A 19,892-nucleotide genomic window follows, 5' to 3' on the forward strand; every position below is an offset into this window, starting at 1 on the left:
GTACGCAACATCATGAGAGCTTCTAGAAAAGGAGACGCATTAGCACAGCTGCTTTATAACGAAGGAATACGTTCACAAGCTGTGTTAAATGCTATTGCTGGCACGCCGAGGGAAGCGTTTCTTCCAGACGCATTGCAACATAAAGCATATCAAAACACGGCCCTTCCCATCGGTCAGGGGCAAACCATTTCGCAGCCTTACATTGTAGCGAAAATGACCGAACTTCTGCTAGAAAGCCCAAATAAGCCAGAACGGGTTCTAGAAATTGGCACTGGTTCGGGCTATCAAACCGCGATTTTGGCACAGCTTTTTAATCATGTGTTTAGCGTGGAGCGCATCAAGTCTTTGCAATTTCACGCCAAGCGTCGCATGAATCAACTCGACCTACACAACATCGCTATGAAACATGGCGACGGCTGGAAAGGTTGGGAATCTAAGGGGTTGTACGATGCCATTATTGTTACTGCGGCTGCCGCTAGCCTACCTCAGTCATTGTGTGATCAACTGAAAGAAGGCGGCAGGCTAATTATACCTGTTGGAAACGAACAGCAATCGCTTCTTTGTATCGACCGCGTTGATGGTGAACTGCAAACCACCACAATAGAATCTGTCCGATTTGTACCCTTGGTTGCAGGAGACCTAATGTGAAAATTTTTGAGCCATGCTACGACATGGCCTTGCGATGGGCTAAACACAAGCATGCTTCCAAATACCTCAGTGGCCTAAGTTTTTCTGAATCTGTGTTCTTTCCTATACCTCCTGACGTTATGCTTGCGCCCATGGCAATGTCGCAACCTCATAAAGCGTGGCGATTTGCCCTTATTACCACCATCGCTTCAATTATTGGCGGAATAGCGGGTTACTGGCTGGGATACTTTGCCTTTGAAGCTTGGTTGGCGCCGCTTATCGAAAAATGGGGTTATACACACAAAATCGACACCGCCACAGGATGGTTTGAAACCTACGGTGTATGGATAGTATTCTTAGCTGGCTTTTCACCTATCCCCTATAAAATTTTTACTGTTAGTGCAGGTTTCCTGCAGATGGCGTTTTTACCTTTTGTCCTTGCTTCTGCCGTTGGGCGAGGCGCACGCTTTTTCTTGGTCGCAGGGCTGATGCGATGGGGAGGCGCACCAATGGAACAAAAGCTCAGGCAGTATGTTGAATTTCTTGGCTGGGCAGTCGTTGTTATCGCCGTTATTGCGTATTTAATTTTGCGATAGAATGAAAGCCACTTTTTTCCGCCACCTACTTATTTACACATTATTAACATTAATAATTGGGTGTGCGGGAAGATCTGCCCCAGCCCCCGTAGTATTGCTTAATAGCCAGGTAGAAAGTGGTAGTGAAGAGTATACCGCTAGCACGTATGAAGTGCGCCCGGGAGACACTCTTTTTGCCGTAGCCTGGTTTACTGGAAACGACTATCAAGATATTGCAAAATTCAACGACATTTCAAAACCTTACACCATATTTCCGGGTCAAAAATTACGACTGACAGCACCAGCTAATACGCCTTCAAATACACAGGGCTCGAAGGTCATGCCCACTCGGTCTACAGATCCGACCTCCTCTACTATTGCGAAAAGAGTCATTGACCCGCCGAAACCGCAGGCGTATGTTGAACGTGAACATGATGTTAAAGCACAAAAAAACACGAACGTCAAGAAGTCGACAAGCATTGTCAAAAAAGCAGCGCCAAAGACATTTCCTGACAAAGTGGAAAAGTGGATTTGGCCAGCAGAAGGTAAGCTTGTCGGTACGTTCAGCAAGGCGGAATCGGGAAACAAAGGAATTGATATAGCGGGTGCGCGAGGTAGCAATGTCGTTGCAGCTGCTAGTGGTAAAGTCGTCTACTCGGGTAATGCACTTAGAGGGTACGGTAGGTTAATTATAATAAAGCATACCGACACATTTCTAAGCGCATACGCATACAACGAGACCATTTTGGTAAAAGAGCGAGAATGGGTGTATGCTGGTCAAAAAATAGCCACAATGGGTAGTAGCGGCACTGATTCGGTAAAACTTCATTTTGAAGTTAGGTATCGCGGGAAATCTTTAAACCCATTGAGATATCTGCCAAAGAAATAAAATAAAAAAAATAAATAATAATAATAAGAGACAAAGGAGAAACGTCATAAGGTAAACCTTTAAGCAGGAGATTCACCATGGGTAAGTCAAATAAAGCCTTAGAATCAAAATCTCAAGATGACTTAAACGTCATTGAAGTACCAGAAGAAGTTAAAGAAGATGAAACAGTATTAAACGATACTGATGCTGAAAGTAACGACACCGTTTTTAACAAAAGCGAGCAACCGAAAAATTTAGACGCAACACAACTGTATTTAGGTGAAATAGGCTTCTCACCACTGCTTAGTGCAGAGGAAGAAGTATACTTCGCCCGCCGTTCACTGAAAGGCTGTGAAGCCTCCCGCAAACGAATGATTGTCAGTAATCTTCGCCTAGTGGTGAAAATTGCACGAAGATATAACAACCGCGGTCTTGCCCTTCTCGATCTTATTGAGGAAGGAAACTTAGGCTTAATCCGCGCTGTCGAAAAATTTGATCCCGAACGAGGTTTTCGATTCTCCACATATGCTACGTGGTGGATAAGACAAACTATCGAACGCGCTATTATGAATCAGACGCGAACTATTCGCCTCCCCATCCATGTTGTTAAAGAGTTAAATGTTTATCTACGGGCATCAAGAGAACTCTCGCAGAAACTTGATCATGAACCAACCGCCGAAGAAATAGCGCTGGCGTTAGACAAGCCTGTTGAAGACGTAACCAAGATGCTGCGTTTGAACGAGCGAATTACATCGGTAGACACCCCCATTGGCGGTGAAAGTGATAAGGCGCTTCTTGATATCATTGCTGATGACAAAGAGTTCAGCCCTGAAGAGACACTTCAGGACAACGATATTAAAGGCAACATTGTTACCTGGCTTGAAGAGCTAAATCCGAAGCAACGAGAAGTACTTGCACGACGCTTTGGCCTATTAGGCTACGAGCCCTCGACATTAGAGGATGTTGGTGCCGAAATAGGGCTTACACGAGAGCGTGTACGTCAGATACAAGTAGAGGCATTACGTAGATTGCGTGACATGCTTAGTCATCAGGGGCTGTCTCTTGAGAGCTTATTTGACCAAATGAAATAAACACAAGCTAGTACTCAATTGGGAGCTAGCACGTAAAAATAAGATGATAGTAAAATGCCGAGCTCATTTTGAAATGAACTCGGCATTTTTGTTCTTATAGCGGCGAACTCACTTGGAATTTGCCCGCCAATGACAACCTACTTACACTCACGCTGAAAGGTGACAAAAGTATAAGCGTGCTTATTCTTTTCATCGCTTTTGTGTGACTCTCTTTGTGTTTCTATCCAGCTTCCGTTAGCGTGAAAGTCAGGGAACTGAGTGTCACCACTTACCTGTAAGTCGATAAAGGTTAAATACAGCGTGGTGGCTTCAGGTAAAAATGCATCATAAATAGTTCCGCCGCCAATAATCATAACCTCATCGATATTATCGGCAGACTGTGCTTTTGCAGCTTTTAAGGCTTCAGCTTGAGTGTGCACTACTGTGGCGTCTGCCAGCGTATATTCTTTGTTGCTGGTCATTACAATATTCGGTCTGCCAGGTAACGCGCGCCCTATAGACTCATAAGTTTTTCTTCCCATGATGACCGCCTTGCCCAAGGTTACAGACTTAAAATGCTTTAAATCTGCAGGCAAATGCCACGGCATGTCGTTATCAGCGCCGATTATACGGTTTTCTGCCATTGCGGCAATCATTGCTATTTTCATCAATATCTCACTACAAGCATACGGTTACTAAATGATATGTACAAAAAAGCACGACAATCATCGTGCTTTTGCGCTTTCAACTATAAGGGCGTATTGACCTTCGTATTAACGACGGTATTCCACGTCTACGTCGTAATCGTCTTCGTCCCAGTCTTCATCGTCGTCTAAGTCATCGACCAGATCATCATGGGCTTCAAGGGTATTACGGTGATACGTATCCCACTTAAACTCGACGTCTTTCTTGTCACCTTCTTCCTCTACTTCCACAGGAAGGGTTTCAATAAAGTTCATCACATCTCTACATAACGGATCGAGGTTAAGCTTTTGGAACGCGGATATTTGATATACCGGGCCTTCCCACTCTAGCGAGTCTACCACCTTCTGACAAATTTCAGCGGCTTCTTCCTCAAGAAGCAAGTCGACCTTATTAAACACAAGCCAGCGCGGCTTGTTGGCTAATTTAGGGCTGTATTTTTCTAGCTCTTGAACAATAGCTCGGGCATTTTCTGCTGGGTCGGTTTCGTCAACCGGGAATATATCAACCACGTGCAATAAAATGCGGCAGCGTTCTAAGTGCTTTAAGAACTGAATACCTAAACCAGCACCTTCCGCAGCGCCCTCTATTAGACCGGGAATGTCTGCAACAACGAAGCTACGCTGAGCGTCTTGACGAACCACACCAAGGTTAGGCACCAAGGTGGTAAACGGGTAATCGGCTACTTTTGGTTTAGCCGCAGACACTGAGCGAATAAACGTGGATTTACCCGCGTTTGGCATACCTAATAAACCTACGTCTGCAAGCAGCATAAGCTCAAGCTTGAGGTTGCGAATTTCACCAGGTGTACCGTTTGTTTTATGGCGTGGTGCACGGTTAGTACTGCTTTTGAAGCGCGCGTTACCAAGACCGTGAAAACCGCCTTGGGCCACTTTAAGCTGCTGACCATGACGGGTAAGATCACCAAGCATCTCACCAGTGTCTACATCGGTAGCGCGCGTTCCTACTGGAACACTTACATTGAGATCTTGGCCTTTTCTCCCGATACAATCGGAGCCTTGGCCGTTTTTGCCGCGTTCGGCACGATGAAATCGCTCGAAACGATAGTCGATCAATGTATTTAGGTTTTCATCAGCAACTAAGAAAACGCTGCCGCCGTCACCACCGTCGCCACCATCTGGTCCGCCTTTAGGTACGTATTTTTCCCTTCTAAAGCCAATTACGCCGTTTCCGCCATCTCCGGCTTCAACACGAATTTCAGCTTCATCTACAAATTTCATTTATCACTCCGGGCAATGTTGCCTTGGGTTATTGCTTAACACTAATAACCTTAAGTTTACACTACAATACGCACTTTCGCGTAGTGGCAAACTCAAGGATATAAAAACAAATGTCGCCTGTATATGGAATGTGGATACCGCTATATGCACATAGGCAAAAGGGACTGCATCAATATCAGGTCTCATAAAACAAAAAACCCCGCAAACGCGGGGTTTTTGAAAGCTTTCTTGGCTAGTTAGCGCAATGCTTACTCGCCGATGATGCTTACAAACTTACGGTTCTTCGGTCCTTTAACATCGAACTGAACTTTACCGTCTTTAAGTGCAAACAACGTGTGGTCTTTACCGATACCCATGTTGTCACCAGCGTGGAAACGAGTACCACGTTGACGAACAATGATGTTACCAGCAAGAACAGATTCACCACCAAAGCGCTTAACACCTAGGCGTTTACTCTCTGAATCACGACCGTTTTTGGTACTACCACCAGCTTTTTTGTGTGCCATGTGTTCGTGCTCCTCTTATGCGTTGATACCAGTGATTTTCACTTCCGTGAACCACTGACGGTGACCAGCTTGCTTGCGAGAGTGCTTACGACGACGGAACTTAACGATAGTTACTTTATCGCCACGACCGTGTGTTACCACCTCTGCAGTCACCTTACCACCAGCAACGTTTGGTGTGCCGATTTTTACGTCGTCACCGTTGCTTACCATTAAAACTTTGTCAAATTCAACCGTTTCGCCTGGGGCTACTTCGATTTTTTCAAGACGAACGGTTTGGCCTTCGGCCACACGGTGTTGTTTACCGCCACTTTGGAAAACCGCGTACATAGTTAACTCCGCTCTGCGTCCACTGACGCTTCAATTCAAAAAACAGGGCGCAAATTCTACGTGAAACATCTGTAAATCACAAGCCCGATTCGTAGAAAAAATGATTATTTTTCCAACATGGGTTGGATTATGCCTCAATTGCCCATTTGATGCAGCTTACAATCACATAAATATGGATAAAAAATGAAAAAAATATGACATGGCGCTGTTTTTAAACCGAGTTTTATTGCTAATTTGCCACCTGAAGGCGCTGGCGATCAATTTCGCTTCGTTAGTTTTTGCTTCTTCGATCGCGATAAAACAGTACCTTCACCCGCTATGGGATCTCAATATCGATCGTATGCGATCCCTATGGGCAGCACGTTATAGCTAAATGCTAGCGACGGTGTGTAGATGCTAGAACTGGTCTTACTCGATACTCTTTGTATACTTACCCGTGCTAAATATAAACAAAAGTAGTAGTAAATTAGGCGCATACGCTTTTATGGCACTAAGAAAAATAAGGAAAACACCGGCTTTGACAAGAAAAACAACGAAAGCAGCTAAATTTTACAATATCTGATATTACAGTATGACATGTAGGGTACATGTTGTGTAAGCACAGAAGCGCTGATATAAGCGTTTGAATCTTCAAGCGCAAAACGTGCGTATTAGTTTGTGACATAAGGCGGTTTTAACCTTTACATTTCAAATGCGTTAAACTGTGATTTTTTGGGACAATTTGGTGGATAGTATGTGGCATTAAGGTACAATCGCCCTCAATACAGCACCAATCGTAAGAGTAAGTATTTATTGCCATGCCTATGGATATAGACCAAATTCGCGCACTGTCTAGCGACGATATGCAAGCAGTCAACACATTGATTCAAGAACAAGTGGACTCTGACGTTGCACTTATCAATCAGCTTGGCTTTTACATTGTTAATAGCGGTGGCAAGCGCTTACGCCCTCTTCTTACTGTACTTAGCGCGCGGGCAATGGGTATTGAAAATAACGAGCATCACACGCTAGCCGCTATTGTTGAATTTATTCACACCGCAACATTACTTCACGATGATGTTGTTGATGAATCGACTATGCGCAGAGGTCGTGAAACAGCGAACGCGGTTTTCGGTAACCAAGCATCTGTCTTAGTTGGCGATTTTTTATACACCCGCTCATTTCAAATGATGGTAAGCCTTAAGCGCATGCGCGTTATGCAAATATTGTCTGAAGCGACAAACCAGATTGCCGAAGGCGAAGTGCTACAGCTCATGAATTGCAACGACGCCAACACAACGGAAGCCCGTTATTTTGACGTTATTTACGGTAAAACCGCTCGGTTGTTTGAAGCTGCCACACAGCTTGCCGCAGTATTAACAGACCAAAGCGAGGCCATTGAACACGCCATGCAAGAATACGGCAAGCACTTAGGCACAGCCTTTCAGTTAGCTGATGATTTACTTGATTACATGGCAGACAGTGAAGAAATGGGTAAGAACGCAGGTGATGACCTAGCCGAAGGCAAACCCACCCTGCCCCTACTATACGCCATGTGGCATGCCCAAAACGGCGACGATAAAACACTTATTCGAGACGCCATTGAACAAAGTAATGGCTTAGCCCACCTCACTCGAATTCAAGGGATCATGGAAGCCACGGGCGCGTTGGATTACACCAGACAGTGCGCACAAAACGAAGTTGATATGGCAATAGCAAGCCTTGCGTCTATCCCAGACTCACAATACAAAGACGCATTAATTGCTCTCGCTCATATCTCAATAGAGCGCACTAGCTAGCTGGTTGTACTTATTCTCTGAAATGGTAGCTGATTTAATTCAGCTACCTTTCCAACACATGCCCAATAATACCCACCAGAAAACCCAACGCTTTCGCTAGCGGCAGTAGCCAATGGCAATCGAGAGGCTTAAGCTGATTAGTTTAAATCGAGATTCCGCGTCATATTTTCGTTTTTATCACGGTGCACAATAATATTGTCTTCAATACGAATACCGCCAAATGGCTTGTATTTATCTACCGTGTCCCAGTTGATGTATTTTGACGCTGGTGTTGCTTTTAAGTCTCGCAACAAGCTCTCAATAAAATACAAACCTGGTTCAATAGTAAATACCTGACGAGGCTCTACGACACGAGTACAGCGTAAAAACGGATGATCTTCTGGCGCCGTTTTTGGCGTGCCTCTATCGTCATTAACAAGCCCGCCTACATCGTGTACCTGTAGCCCAAGGAAGTGACCAATACCATGGGGGAAGAAAGTACGTGTTATTCCCATTTCAACAATGTCTTGAGGCTTAAGGTTCACTACATCCGTATCGTGAAGAATTTGAGCAATACCATCGTGGGCCAGTAGGTGAATATCGGTATATGCCACACCAGGCTTCAGACTGTCTGCTAGTGTTAGCGTGACGTTATCTACCGCTTTTATCAAATCTGCAAAAAGAGATGAGTTTTGACTGTAGGTTCTAGTGATATCTGCTGCGTAGCCGTTGTAAGTGGCCCCTGCATCAATAAGAAACGAGCGCGATGTTTTTGGCGCAATATTGTCACACTGCATGTAGTGCAAAATAGACGCATGTTCGTTTAGTGCAACAATACTGGTGTAGGGCACGTCGTTGTCGCCCTGTCTGCACGCAGCGGCATACGCCAAGTTGATATCAAACTCGCTCTTACCTTCGCGAAACGCTTGCTCTGCGGCTCGGTGACCGGCCACGGCAAGCTTATTCGCTTCACGCATACAGTCTAGCTCGTAATCTGTTTTATAGGCACGTTGATAGTGCAAGTAGTGCAGCACTCTGTCTGGATTCACGTTATCGAAGCCAAGGGCTTTCGCCACCTCGATATACTCGCCAATATACGCCATACGAGATTTATCGTAAGGAAGGTGCTTTTCTACCGCATCGGCCTGTTGTAGCAACACAATGTTAAAGCTGTCTGTCCAGAAATCGTTGGGCTCTGGCGGCACTTTGTGCCAAAAATCTTCAGGCCGATAAAAGATAAGTGTTGGCTTATCTTCACCGTTAACGACCAACCAACAGTTTGGGTTATCTATTACCGGCAACCACGCTTTAAACTGCGGGTTCACTTTAAATGGATAGTGGTTATCATCTAAAAATAGCCGCTTGCCTTGGCCTGAGTGAATGACTAAACCGTCTAGTCCTTCACGCTGCAATGCTTCGCGTGTTCTAGCTTGTAACTCTTCTATATGCTGTTCGTAGGTTGCTTTATGGTGCGACATAGCCCCTCTTATTTTGTTCGTTGTTAGTTTTCTAATGCTGTATTACTGACATTTATTCTAGGACGAGTATACCATGAGCCTGTGCTCTTATTTATACCCCTACGATAAATTGCAGCCCAGCAGTGTTAACTTGCACCTGCCAGCGCCCTTATTTTGGTGCTAACTGCATAACACCGGTTACTGGATGTGTACTCACCGCGTCTGCCGATGGGATCATATCCGAAGTAAGCTGAGGAAATATGTTGTTGCTGCTGCCAAGCTGCTGCTCGTATATATGTTGATACGTCATTACCGCTTTTACGTAAGCGCGGGTCTCTTTGTAAGGGATATTCTCAATCCAGATGTCCACCGGCAGCGCTTCATTCACGGGCAGCCACTCTAACACTTTTCTCCACCCGGCATTGTAAGACGCCGATACCAGTACCGGGTTGTTATCCAGTTTATCCATCAAATAGCGCAGGTACTGCACGCCGTACTCTACGTTCTCATTTACATCAAAAAGCTGACTGCGACTGACTTTAGTTTGCGCTACATATTTTGCCGTACCGGGCATTAACTGCATTAATCCTGCGGCGCCAACAGGCGATACAGCATCACTTCTAAACGAGCTCTCTCGCCGAGCAATCGCCATCGCAAAAGAGGTAGAGATATTGTGTGCTTCTGCCTTTTCACTAAAAACGTCGTTAAAGGCAAGTGGGAAGCGTCGCTCTACATCATCCCAGTAGCCACTTCTCGCGAAGCTGCTTATTGCTTGGTCGTATAACCCCCACTCGTAGGCCAATATTCCTGCGTCAGTTATTTGATTATTTGGTATGTGAGTTAACAAGTAATACCACTCTCGTCTTGCTTCGGTCGCGCGGTCAAGACGAAAAAACTCCACTGCCCGCAAGGTGGCCGGTGTTACTGCAAGCTTAGCGATAGCGTTGCTATTCTTAGGTGCTGGGTTGTTTTTTAGCGATGGAGAAGTGTTGATATGCGCACTTGCCATAAAGCCATAGTAATGTCGCTCTTGTGCTAGCTGTTGATAAAGCACGGTGGCGCGCATGGGCTGCTCTGATTGCTCAAGCGAGCGCGCAAGCCAGTACCGATAGTTGGCTTTACGTTGTAACGCTTCTGGCGCGTTTTCAATAATTCGGATGACCTCGTCAAACTGCTTTGTACGAAGAAGGTGTGATACATGCCACAGCGTTATGTCGTCGTTAGCACCGGGGGCATCCGCTCTCTCTAACCAATGATGGGCTTGTGGCGACTTTTCTAATGTAAAACTAAGCGCAATTGCACGATTTATGACATGGCGCTGCGCCTGTGAAAACACGCCTTGTTTATCATATCGCTCGTACACCTTTGCCGCAGTGGCTGGCTGTTGCCAGGCCAGCTTTTCAAGAGACCATACCAGCGCTTCTCGCTCGCTTTGCACATTCTTTAAGGGAAATAGCCTACTCTTTTGCACGCTGCTGACATTTCGCGTAACCGATAGCCAAATATCTGCAATGTACTGATCGCTCGCGGGAAGTTGACGCTTTAGATACGGAATAATGCGTCTGTTCTTTTCTTTAGCCGCAATTTCAATGCGCTTAATCACCATCGTAGGCGACATTAATCCTGCTTTTTTCCACTTTGCAAAAAGCGGATCGCATTCATCAGGTTGAGACTGACCGTGCAGCCACAGGGTGTCTACTTCTCGAAGCACTTGCTTTGCTGGCTCGCCATTTTGTAAACGGTAGTTCAGTGAAATACAGGTAAGTTTTGCCCCCATGCCGCTACTATAGCTATCGAGAAAGGCCTGTTGGTGATTGCGTTTGGCCAAATAATTAAGCCATTTGTATCGCAAGCCATAACTCACTGGCTGCCCGCGGTAGTCGTGCAGAAACTGCTTCACGTCGCGCTTTGTGCGAATAGACATGGTACGCTCTAGTTTTAAGCGAAGTAAATAAGGGTACAGGGGATAGTCTGCCAGTGCGTAAATTTCACCGTCGAAGTCGTTAATACGACGACGTGAATACGTACGCAACTTTTCTTCTAGCGTAAGAAAATGCTGGCGTTTTTCAGCGTAGATATCTGGCGGCAAGGTAAGTGATTGGGCTTGCGTGTGCTGCTGAGCGGCATGCAAAGAAGAAAATGGCAGTGCACAAAGCACTAGCATGGCGCAATCTAATAAAAAAACGGGCCGCAATAATTTATTAGCCCGCAATGCGTGCATGCCAAAAGCGGTGTCGCGAAGACGAAATACGCGCGACCAATAATTATATATAGACACAAATAGCCTCCTACCCTGAATTGAACTCAACCTGTTTTTTCACTAGCTTCGCACTAACGTGGAAAACGCCGAGTTGCTCGTTATACCTAACTCATGGAAATGGCAATGGCCGTTCATGAGTGGCATATGTTGCTGTAATGCGCGTTAACAGCTTGGCTCCATGCCATTGAAGATGTTGTGCCGACTGCCCCTATTCATGTTTTACATCGTTAGCAATGCTTTACAAACATAGGCATACTTATTGTAGATTATTCTTATATTGGATTGGCGCTTTGCGTTGATTATGCTCATTATACAACCACCAATACCGAAATGAAGCGTGAATTCACTATTTGCTCTTGAATTTAAGTCATCCGACCACTACCTTATGACACATTGAAACAGATGTTTGAATTTTTGTTGAAATTTTGTGTGGCTTTGTAAAACCTGTAGCCACCCTAACGCGTTAGTAAATTGATACTGCCCTACAACACAGTTGGATTTAATTTACTAACATCCTGGCCAATGCCGAAGGAGATGATAATGATATACACAGGCAAAAGTCTTTCCGTCAGTCCGCTAGATGACGGCTTTGCTGAGCTAGTATTCGATGCTGAAGGTTCAGTAAACAAGTTTGACCGTCAAACGGTATCTGAACTTGACGAAGCAACTAAAGCACTTGTTGCAAAAGGCGACGTGAAAGGCTTAGTAGTTCGCTCAGCAAAAAGCACCTTTATTGTTGGTGCTGATATTACCGAGTTCACTGGCCTTTTTGCCATGGACGATGCTGATGTACTAGAGTGGGTGGCTAACACCTCACAAGTATTCGATCGCTTTGAAGATTTACCTTTCCCTACAATTGCAGCGGTAAATGGTTTTGCACTTGGTGGCGGTTGTGAAATGGCACTAGCCTGTGACCTTCGCGTTGCTGACACGACTGCAAGCATAGGTCTGCCAGAAGTAAAACTGGGCCTCATGCCTGGATTTGGTGGCACAGTGCGTTTACCACGTCTTATTGGCGCCGATAATGCACTAGAGTGGATGACCACAGGCCGCGACAGAAAAGCAGCCAAAGCAATGGCCGAAGGCGCTGTTGATGCGGTAGTGGCACCAGAAGCTCTCGCAACAAGCGCGCTGTCGATGCTAAAAGATGCAGTGTCAGGCGACCTAAACTGGGGCGCTCGTCGTGCTCAGAAAAAAGCGCCACTTCAACTGAATAAAAACGAAGCCATGATGAGCTTCTCTACCGCGCAAGCCATGGTGTTTGCACAAGCAGGTAAACATTATCCTGCACCACATAAAATGGTAGAAACCGTACAAAAAGCGGCTGGCATGGACCGTGACGGCGCACTTAAAGTTGAAAATGAAGGCTTTGTAGCACTAGCAAAAACTGATGCGGCGAAAGCACAAATTGGTATTTTCCTAGCCGACCAGCTAGTAAAAGGCAAAGGCAAGAAACAAGCAAAAGCCAGCAATAAAGACATCAAGCTTAACGCGGTACTAGGCGCCGGTATTATGGGCGGCGGTATTGCTTACCAAAGTGCCGTAAAAGGTATGCCGGTAGTGATGAAAGATATCAATACTGATGCACTCGACCTAGGCCTTAATGAAGCGGCCAGCATTTTAGGCAAAGGCATGAAGCGTGGCAAAGTAGACGCGTCTAAAATGGCGAAAACACTGAACGCTATTACGCCAACCCTTGAGTACAGCGCCATAAAAGATGCTGACCTGGTTATTGAAGCGGTAGTAGAAAACCCGAAAGTGAAAGGGATAGTGCTTAAAGAAACAGAACAAAACGTTGCCGACGACGCAATTATTTGTTCTAACACATCAACTATCTCAATTAATCAGCTTGCAGAAAGCTTAGATAAGCCAGAGCGTTTCTGTGGTATGCACTTCTTCAACCCAGTGCACCGCATGCCGCTTGTTGAAATTATTCGCGGCGAAAAAACGTCTGAAGACACGATTAATGCTGTTGTGGCAACAACACTACGCATGGGTAAAACGCCTATTGTAGTGAACGACTGCCCAGGCTTTTTAGTTAACCGCGTATTGTTCCCATACTTTGCTGGCTTTAGCCAACTATTGCTTGATGGCGCAGACTTTGTCGCCGTTGATAAAGTAATGGAAAAACAATTCGGTTGGCCAATGGGCCCTGCTTATCTTATGGATGTAGTAGGTATTGATACTGGCGATCACGCGGCTGACGTTATGGCTGCAGGCATTCCTGAGCGTATGGCACGCCTTGGCGATGACCCAGTAACCGTACTTTATAAAGAGAAGCGTTTAGGCCAGAAAAACGGCAAAGGGTTTTATAACTACGGCAAAGACAAGCGTGGTAAGCCAACGAAAGTGGCTGCCGATGAAGCATATAGCCTGTTAGCGCCTATCGTTTCTGAGAAGAAAGATTTTGACGCACAAGACATTATTGCTCGTCTTATGGTGCCGATGGCTAATGAAGCTATTCGCTGCCTAGAAGAAGGTATTGTAGACAGTGCTGCAGAAGCAGACATGGCGCTACTATACGGCTTAGGCTTCCCGCCGTTCCGCGGTGGTGTTTTCCGTTGGATTGAAACAATGGGACTAGCAAACTTTGTTGCACTTGCAGACAAGTACGCTGACCTTGGCCCGATTTACCAAATTTCAGATGGCGTTCGCAAGATGGCCTCTGAAGGTAAATCTTACTTCGCTTAATCCTTAGGAGAATACAAATGAAAGACGTCGTAGTAATCGATTGCGTACGCACCCCTATGGGACGCTCTAAGGGTGGCGTATTTAGAAATGTTCGTGCAGAAGACCTTTCTGCTGCACTTATGACTGCGCTATTAGAGCGCAACCCAAATGTAAACCCAGCTGACATAGAAGATATTATTTGGGGCTGTGTACAGCAAACCAAAGAACAAGGCTTCAACGTTGCACGAAACGCACAGTTGCTTACACAAATTCCACGCACCACAGGTGCGGTAACCGTAAACCGTTTGTGTGGCTCTTCAATGCAAGCTCTTCACGATGCTACAAGTGGCATTATGAGCGGTCGCGGCGATATTTACATGATTGGTGGTGTTGAACACATGGGTCACGTGCCTATGAACTACAACATCGACTTTCACCCAGGCCTTGCGAAATACACCGCAAAAGCATCGGGCATGATGGGTATGACGGCAGAGCTGCTTGGTCGTCAAAACGGTATTAGCCGTGAAATGCAGGACGCCTTTGGCGCACGCTCTCATCAGCTAGCACATAAAGCACACCTTGAAGGCCGCTGGGCCAACGAAATTGTGCCTGTGGAAGGTCACGACGCAGACGGCACGCTTAAGCTAATAAGTCATGACGAAGTTATTCGCCCTGAAAGCACAGCAGAAAGCATGGCTGCCCTTCGCCCCGTATTTGACCCTGTGAACGGTACGGTAACGGCGGGTACATCTTCGGCGCTGTCGGACGGTGCATCAGGCATGCTGCTTATGTCTGCCGATAAAGCGAAAGAGCTAGGCTTAACGCCACGTGCGAAAATTCGTGCGATGGCAGTAGCAGGTTGTGACGCCGCAATTATGGGTTACGGCCCAGTACCGGCAACGCAAAAAGCACTTAAACGCGCGGGTTTAACAATGGACGACATTCAGTTGGCTGAGTTTAACGAAGCGTTTGCTGCCCAGGCACTATCTTGCGTTAAGCAGTTAGGCTGGATGGATAACTTAGATGATAAAATTAACCTTAACGGCGGCGCTATTGCATTAGGCCACCCATTAGGTTGTTCAGGTGCTCGTATTTCAGGTACCTTGATTAACCTGATGGAATCGCAAGATGTAGAGCTAGGCTTAGCCACCATGTGTATTGGTTTAGGCCAAGGTATTGCTACTGTATTTGAACGCGTTTAATAAGTTAAACACGTTCTATTGAAAGGGCCTTCGGGCCCTTTTTTGTTTTGTCGAACTCAAACCTAAAACGCTAAATTAGAAAGCGGGCTCACCACCCCGTTTGCGCCTTGTTGAAGAATGTGAGTATAAATTTGGGTAGTTCTAACATCGGCATGGCCGAGTTGATCTTGTACCGTTCTGATGTCTGCCCCTGATTGCAGTAAATGGGTAGCAAATGAATGGCGAAGCGTATGAGGCGTAACATGTTTAATAATACCCGCATCAGTTGACGCCCGATTTACAGCGCGCTGAATCTGCTTTTCATCTAAATGATGTCGTCGTAACAGCTTACTCTCTGGATCAATACTTAACTTTGATGCGGGAAATAAATATTGCCATTCTATGGTTTTATTGCGCTGTTGATATTTTTTCCTCAATCCATGTGGAATCCAAGCACCAGCAAACTCTGATACCATCAAATCTCGCTGTAGTAGCTTCTCGCTTTCACTAATATGGTTTTTTAAAAGCGGAATTAACGATTCTGACAACGTAACCACTCGATGTTTACCTCCTTTACCAAACCAAATCCTCACACACTTATAGTCGAAGTCTATATCCCCCGTCCTAAGGCGAACACACTCCATTAATCGAAGACCACTTCCATACAATAGCGCTACCGCTAAGTAATGATGCATAGGCACTCTTCCCAATAATGCTTTTACTTCCAACTGCGTTAGTACAACCGGCAGTTTTCTTTCCCTCCCGCTCCCAACAAAATTCATGTCACTTGGTAGCGGCTTTTCTAAATACCTGTTGTAAAGAAAAACTAGTGCGTTGAGGGCGGTGGCCTGTGTAGAGCGCGCATTTTTGCGCTTAGTCGATAAATGCGTAAGGTATGCTTCAACGTGCAGAACATCGAGGTCTTTCGGGTGCTGATATTTATGAAAGCGAATGTAGTCTGAAATCCAGTTTATATAAGTTTGTATGGTACGTTTTGCGTAGCGCTTAAGCATCATGTGCTCGTACAGGGATTTGATAAACTGAGATTTCATGTTCAATTCCAAAATAAAAAAGTCTATTTAAAAAATCGCAACAAAATAACTGACTATAGAGCCTGTTTTTGAAGACACATTCACGAAAAGCCCCAAAATCGCCTGCAGCCCGATTTGGTGTTTTTAGCTTTTGAGCAAAATACACCAAAAACGTATTTTACTAATTCTAACGATGAGTTATTGTTTAACCACATTAAAAACCAAACGGACAAAAACCCCGTTCTGGTTCGTTAAATCTACCCATTTAGGGAACGATTAAATTGTTAGCTGCCAAAATGTGAATCAAGCTTATCTAGAAGCTCTAAACCTTTCTTTTTGTCTCCAGTAGCAGCAATAGCCTTAAATCTTACCTCAGTATCAAATTCAGCTATTGCTTGTGTAGACAACTCTTCTATCAATTTGTTTAAGCTCAACTTTTTATGCGCCGCCAAAGCCTTCAAGCGATTATGCTTATCGTCTGGTAAACGTACGGTTAAAGTGGACATATTAAACTCCTCTCAAATAATCTTCGGGCGCTAACACTTTCAAACCATCAAATTGTAATTCCGCATTTCGCAGGTCTTTTAGGTTATTCGTAATAATGCTCTCGGCATTTCCTGCTACTGCAAGTTCAATAAGAAAGTTATCGCCTTCATCTTTTAAATTTGGCCGCCACAAATAATGTATCTGCACCCATTCGCAAACACTAAAAAATGCTGCTAGCAACTCGCTCACTTCGTCCTCGGTAAGCGGGCACAACTCTTTGATCTTATCTCGCTTACTTACTGCTTCGTATTCCAAAAATAAGGTCGTGCTAATCAGCGGTTTTAGCTGACCCAACAAGCATTGCCGTATCACTTCTCGGGCGGGGCCTGTTTTGCCAATCAGAGCGCTAATAAGTACACTGGTGTCAATAACTACTTTATTCATACTTTATATGCTAGCGTATATGCTATCACTTTTCAATTTTACAGTGGCAGCTAACAACCCAATCAACATACTCACTGCGTTCGCTGGGACGCATACACGCGGGGCGGCTTCGCCATTATGCCCCACATGTCTGCGCCCGTTATTGAAAAGTTAGGCGTCATTTACTTACAGCATTAAAATGTTGGTTCAGATGTGACATCCCAGCATCAAGGTTATTTCGCTAGGTTGTCTTTACGGCTTGCTTTCTCGGTAGTTTCAACTGCTCTAGCAACGCGCTTTTCATCAACATCGCAACGCCAACATTCGGCATTACCAGCTTAATTAACTCGCTCTTTTATCCAGCATTACCGTTAACATCTGGCTTTTCGCACAGGGTTGTTTTATCTTAAATTCAATAATTTAAACACGCGGTCTATTTGGCTAGTGGTGGCAGCAAAGCTGCGTACGTTCAGTTGTACGCCTAACAAAACGCTGTTGGCACTCCCTCCGGTCGCTGGGACGCTAACACGGGGCCGCTTCGCGATTATAGCCCCATGTTAGCGCCCCAAAGCTTAGTGTTAGGCGTCATTTACTTACAGCATTAAAATGTGGGTTCAGACGTAACACCCTTGCATCAAGGCTGTTTTTCTAGGTTGTATTTACGGCTTGCTTTCTCGGTAGTTTCAACGGCTTTAGCAACGCGCTTTTATCAACACAGCAACGCCAACATTTAACATCATCAGTCTTCTAAACTCGCTCTTTTATCCGACATTGCCGTTAACATCTAGCTTTTCGCACAGGGTTGTTTTATCTTAAATTCAATAATTTAAACACGCGGTCTATTTGGCTAGTGGTGGCAGCAAAGCTGCGTACTTTCAGTTGTACGCCTAACAAAACGCTGTTGGCACTCCCTTCGGTCGCTGGGACGCTAACAAGTGGGCTGACTCACTTCGTTCGGATTTTAGCCCACGTGCTAGCGCCCCAAAGCTTAGTGTTATGCGCGAAAGGTTGTTTCTTGAAGCCCAAAATAGTTCATTCATTCTGCGTAGACCATGACCCTATAGAACAGTTTGTTCCACATGATAGTTCTGAGGTGGATTTATGGTTCGACGCAGATATTGGTGCAGAGGGTTATGATTGGAGTAACAATTTCCAGATTCATCTTGTAACGCAGAAATCTCTATCTGGTGTATCGGACAAATCAAATTTACTTGTTATTCCTTATTACGAGAGTTGGGAACAAGTGCTCTCAGCGTTGGAAAACTCTATACGGGAATGTGCGGCATCAACTTCAGAAGAAATGTTTAAAAAGATAGCGTCTAAATATGCTTGGGAATATGAGTCACACAATCGCGCATAACAAAGCGCTTAACTCGTTCCCTTCGGTCACTGGGACACAAACGCAGCGCGGCTTCGCCATTTTCGCGCTGCATTTGTGCCCGTTAGCTTAGCGTTATAAGGCACAAGGATAAGTATGCTCTTCGAAGTTGGCGTTTCGGACTCCGAAAAACTAAAAATAGAAATCATCGGATATGAAAGAGAAGCAACAGGTGAATACTATGACGACAACTGGTTATCCGTGAAAGTCAGTTTATCTTTTGGCGGGTTTCAAGGAGTATTCTGCGCAGCATTCTTAACGAGAGACTTTCATTCTTTTCTACCTAAACTGGAACAGCTTTATAAGAGCCTAAAAGGCACTATTAAGTTTGAAACTCTTGAACAACAACTTGAATTTACGCTGACAGGCGACGGTAAAGGAAATATTGAACTCGCGGGTGAAGCTATGGATGAAGCTGGCCCAGCAAATCTACTGAAGTTCTACAGCTCTTTTGATCAGACCTATTTACCTTCGTCAATTAGCCAGCTAACAAGGTTATGCGGTAAGTATCCAGAGCGTGGTGCCTTATAACAAACGCATTAACACTCGCTGCGCTCGCTAGGGACAAAAACACGTAGGCTACCTGCGCTTCGCTTGATATTGTAGCCTACGTATTTTTGCCCGTTATGCGGGTGTTATACGCAAAAGGAAATCTGTGATTAAAAAGGAATTTATTGGGCTTGTTGTATTAATTTGCTTACTTAATTTCGTACTTCAAATTTGGTATGCAGGTAATGCTGGCGATTTCATCGCAAATTATCTTGGCTACCCAGTAAGTGTTTTCATCATTCCTATTTTCATATCACAATTGCTTCCTTGTGTTACGCTTTTAGCTAGTTCAAAGCCGCTGGCGTCAAAACAAAAATTGCTCTTGTTTGGTATTCCTTGTTCTGTTTCGGTATGTTTAGTTTTTGGCTTTTACTTAGTAATGCAATATGGCGGTTAATTTTGGCAATTGCGTATAACAAAAAAATCAAGTCACTCACTGCGTTCGCTGGGACGCATACATGCGGGGCGGCTTCGCCATTATGCCCCACATGCCTGCGCCCCTTATTTAAAAGTTAGGCGTCATTTACTTACAGCATTAAAATGTGGGTTCAAACGTGACATTTCAGCATCAAGGTTGTTTCATTAGGTTGTCTTTACGGCTTGCTTTTTCGGTAGTTTCAACGGCTTTAGCAACGCCCTTTTCGTCAACACCGCAACGCCAACATTCTACGTCACCAGTTTTCTATACTCGCTCTTTTATCCAGCAATGCCGTTAACATCTAGCTTTTCGAACAGGGTTGTTTTATCTTGAATTCAACAATTTAAATATGCGGTCTATTTGGCA

19 protein-coding genes are annotated in these 19,892 nt (G+C 45.0%); 10 read left to right on the forward strand and 9 right to left on the reverse strand.

The window, feature by feature from the left end; translation table 11 throughout:
- Positions 1-12: 12 nt before the first annotated feature.
- The 4 genes from V7R39_RS03205 (at position 13) to rpoS (ending at position 3,161) form a co-directional block, all read left to right on the forward strand.
- The gene (locus V7R39_RS03205; RefSeq protein WP_032095648.1) at positions 13-648 is read left to right on the forward strand and encodes a protein-L-isoaspartate(D-aspartate) O-methyltransferase; all 636 of its coding nucleotides are present in this window, start codon (positions 13-15) and stop codon (positions 646-648) included.
- Positions 645-1,223, forward strand: coding sequence for a YqaA family protein (locus tag V7R39_RS03210; protein ID WP_334028064.1), 579 nt, complete (start codon positions 645-647; stop codon positions 1,221-1,223). Before V7R39_RS03205 ends, V7R39_RS03210 begins: the two co-directional genes overlap by 4 nt.
- 1 nt (position 1,224) lies before the next feature.
- Complete coding sequence (locus V7R39_RS03215) at positions 1,225-2,091, forward strand: peptidoglycan DD-metalloendopeptidase family protein (RefSeq protein ID WP_334028066.1); 867 nt, start codon at positions 1,225-1,227, stop codon at positions 2,089-2,091.
- 77 nt (positions 2,092-2,168) lie between these two features.
- Positions 2,169-3,161, forward strand: coding sequence for an RNA polymerase sigma factor RpoS (rpoS, locus tag V7R39_RS03220; RefSeq protein ID WP_334028069.1), 993 nt, complete (start codon positions 2,169-2,171; stop codon positions 3,159-3,161).
- Positions 3,162-3,298: 137 nt separating this feature from the next.
- Here the strand turns inward: rpoS and folA are convergent, their stop codons facing one another.
- From folA to rplU, 4 genes are all read right to left on the reverse strand, one after another.
- Entirely contained in the window at positions 3,299-3,796 is a 498-nt protein-coding gene (folA, locus tag V7R39_RS03225; protein WP_334028162.1) for a type 3 dihydrofolate reductase, read from the reverse strand.
- 117 nt (positions 3,797-3,913) lie between these two features.
- The gene (gene cgtA / locus V7R39_RS03230; RefSeq protein ID WP_334028071.1) at positions 3,914-5,083 is read right to left on the reverse strand and encodes an Obg family GTPase CgtA; all 1,170 of its coding nucleotides are present in this window, start codon (positions 5,081-5,083) and stop codon (positions 3,914-3,916) included.
- A 248-nt stretch (positions 5,084-5,331) separates the two neighbouring features.
- On the reverse strand, positions 5,332-5,589 hold the full coding sequence (gene rpmA, locus V7R39_RS03235) for a 50S ribosomal protein L27 (protein WP_032095643.1): 258 nt from the start codon (positions 5,587-5,589) through the stop codon (positions 5,332-5,334).
- A 15-nt stretch (positions 5,590-5,604) separates the two neighbouring features.
- Complete coding sequence (gene rplU, locus V7R39_RS03240) at positions 5,605-5,916, reverse strand: 50S ribosomal protein L21 (protein ID WP_032095642.1); 312 nt, start codon at positions 5,914-5,916, stop codon at positions 5,605-5,607.
- Between the two features lie 803 nt (positions 5,917-6,719).
- Here rplU and ispB point away from each other — a divergent pair.
- Positions 6,720-7,694 carry an octaprenyl diphosphate synthase gene (gene ispB / locus V7R39_RS03245; RefSeq protein WP_334028164.1) on the forward strand — a complete coding sequence of 325 codons (975 nt, stop codon included), beginning with the start codon at positions 6,720-6,722 and terminating at the stop codon, positions 7,692-7,694.
- Between the two features lie 137 nt (positions 7,695-7,831).
- Here the strand turns inward: ispB and pepQ are convergent, their stop codons facing one another.
- Together pepQ and V7R39_RS03255 are read right to left on the reverse strand one after the other, a co-directional pair.
- The gene (pepQ, locus tag V7R39_RS03250; protein WP_334028075.1) at positions 7,832-9,151 is read right to left on the reverse strand and encodes a Xaa-Pro dipeptidase; all 1,320 of its coding nucleotides are present in this window, start codon (positions 9,149-9,151) and stop codon (positions 7,832-7,834) included.
- Positions 9,152-9,299: 148 nt separating this feature from the next.
- Positions 9,300-11,408 (reverse strand): transglycosylase SLT domain-containing protein, encoded by a 2,109-nt coding sequence (locus V7R39_RS03255; RefSeq protein ID WP_334028077.1) that lies wholly within the window; start codon positions 11,406-11,408, stop codon positions 9,300-9,302.
- Between the two features lie 522 nt (positions 11,409-11,930).
- Here V7R39_RS03255 and fadB point away from each other — a divergent pair.
- Together fadB and fadA are read left to right on the forward strand one after the other, a co-directional pair.
- Positions 11,931-14,081 (forward strand): fatty acid oxidation complex subunit alpha FadB, encoded by a 2,151-nt coding sequence (gene fadB, locus V7R39_RS03260; RefSeq protein WP_334028079.1) that lies wholly within the window; start codon positions 11,931-11,933, stop codon positions 14,079-14,081.
- Between the two features lie 17 nt (positions 14,082-14,098).
- Entirely contained in the window at positions 14,099-15,262 is a 1,164-nt protein-coding gene (gene fadA, locus V7R39_RS03265) for an acetyl-CoA C-acyltransferase FadA (RefSeq protein WP_163107555.1), read from the forward strand.
- Positions 15,263-15,324: 62 nt separating this feature from the next.
- On the opposite strand, the gene V7R39_RS03270 is transcribed toward fadA, so the two are convergent.
- The 3 genes from V7R39_RS03270 to V7R39_RS03280 form a co-directional block, all read right to left on the reverse strand.
- Entirely contained in the window at positions 15,325-16,293 is a 969-nt protein-coding gene (locus V7R39_RS03270) for an integron integrase (protein ID WP_287008439.1), read from the reverse strand.
- A gap of 263 nt (positions 16,294-16,556) precedes the next feature.
- Positions 16,557-16,778 carry a toxin-antitoxin system HicB family antitoxin gene (locus tag V7R39_RS03275; protein WP_012517112.1) on the reverse strand — a complete coding sequence of 74 codons (222 nt, stop codon included), beginning with the start codon at positions 16,776-16,778 and terminating at the stop codon, positions 16,557-16,559.
- A gap of 1 nt (position 16,779) precedes the next feature.
- Complete coding sequence (locus V7R39_RS03280) at positions 16,780-17,202, reverse strand: putative toxin-antitoxin system toxin component, PIN family (protein WP_044449557.1); 423 nt, start codon at positions 17,200-17,202, stop codon at positions 16,780-16,782.
- Positions 17,203-18,196: 994 nt separating this feature from the next.
- On the opposite strand from V7R39_RS03280, the gene V7R39_RS03285 reads away from it, so the two are divergent.
- From V7R39_RS03285 to V7R39_RS03295, 3 genes are all read left to right on the forward strand, one after another.
- Positions 18,197-18,541, forward strand: coding sequence for an Imm8 family immunity protein (locus V7R39_RS03285; RefSeq protein ID WP_334028086.1), 345 nt, complete (start codon positions 18,197-18,199; stop codon positions 18,539-18,541).
- Between the two features lie 114 nt (positions 18,542-18,655).
- Positions 18,656-19,090, forward strand: coding sequence for a WapI family immunity protein (locus tag V7R39_RS03290; RefSeq protein ID WP_218398521.1), 435 nt, complete (start codon positions 18,656-18,658; stop codon positions 19,088-19,090).
- A gap of 124 nt (positions 19,091-19,214) precedes the next feature.
- A complete protein-coding gene (locus V7R39_RS03295; RefSeq protein ID WP_334028090.1) occupies positions 19,215-19,505 on the forward strand; it encodes a hypothetical protein in 291 nt (96 codons plus the stop codon).
- Positions 19,506-19,892 lie beyond the last annotated feature (387 nt).

Origin of the sequence: Alteromonas sp. P256, from assembly GCF_036864455.1 — a bacterium.
GTDB lineage: Bacteria > Pseudomonadota > Gammaproteobacteria > Enterobacterales > Alteromonadaceae > Alteromonas.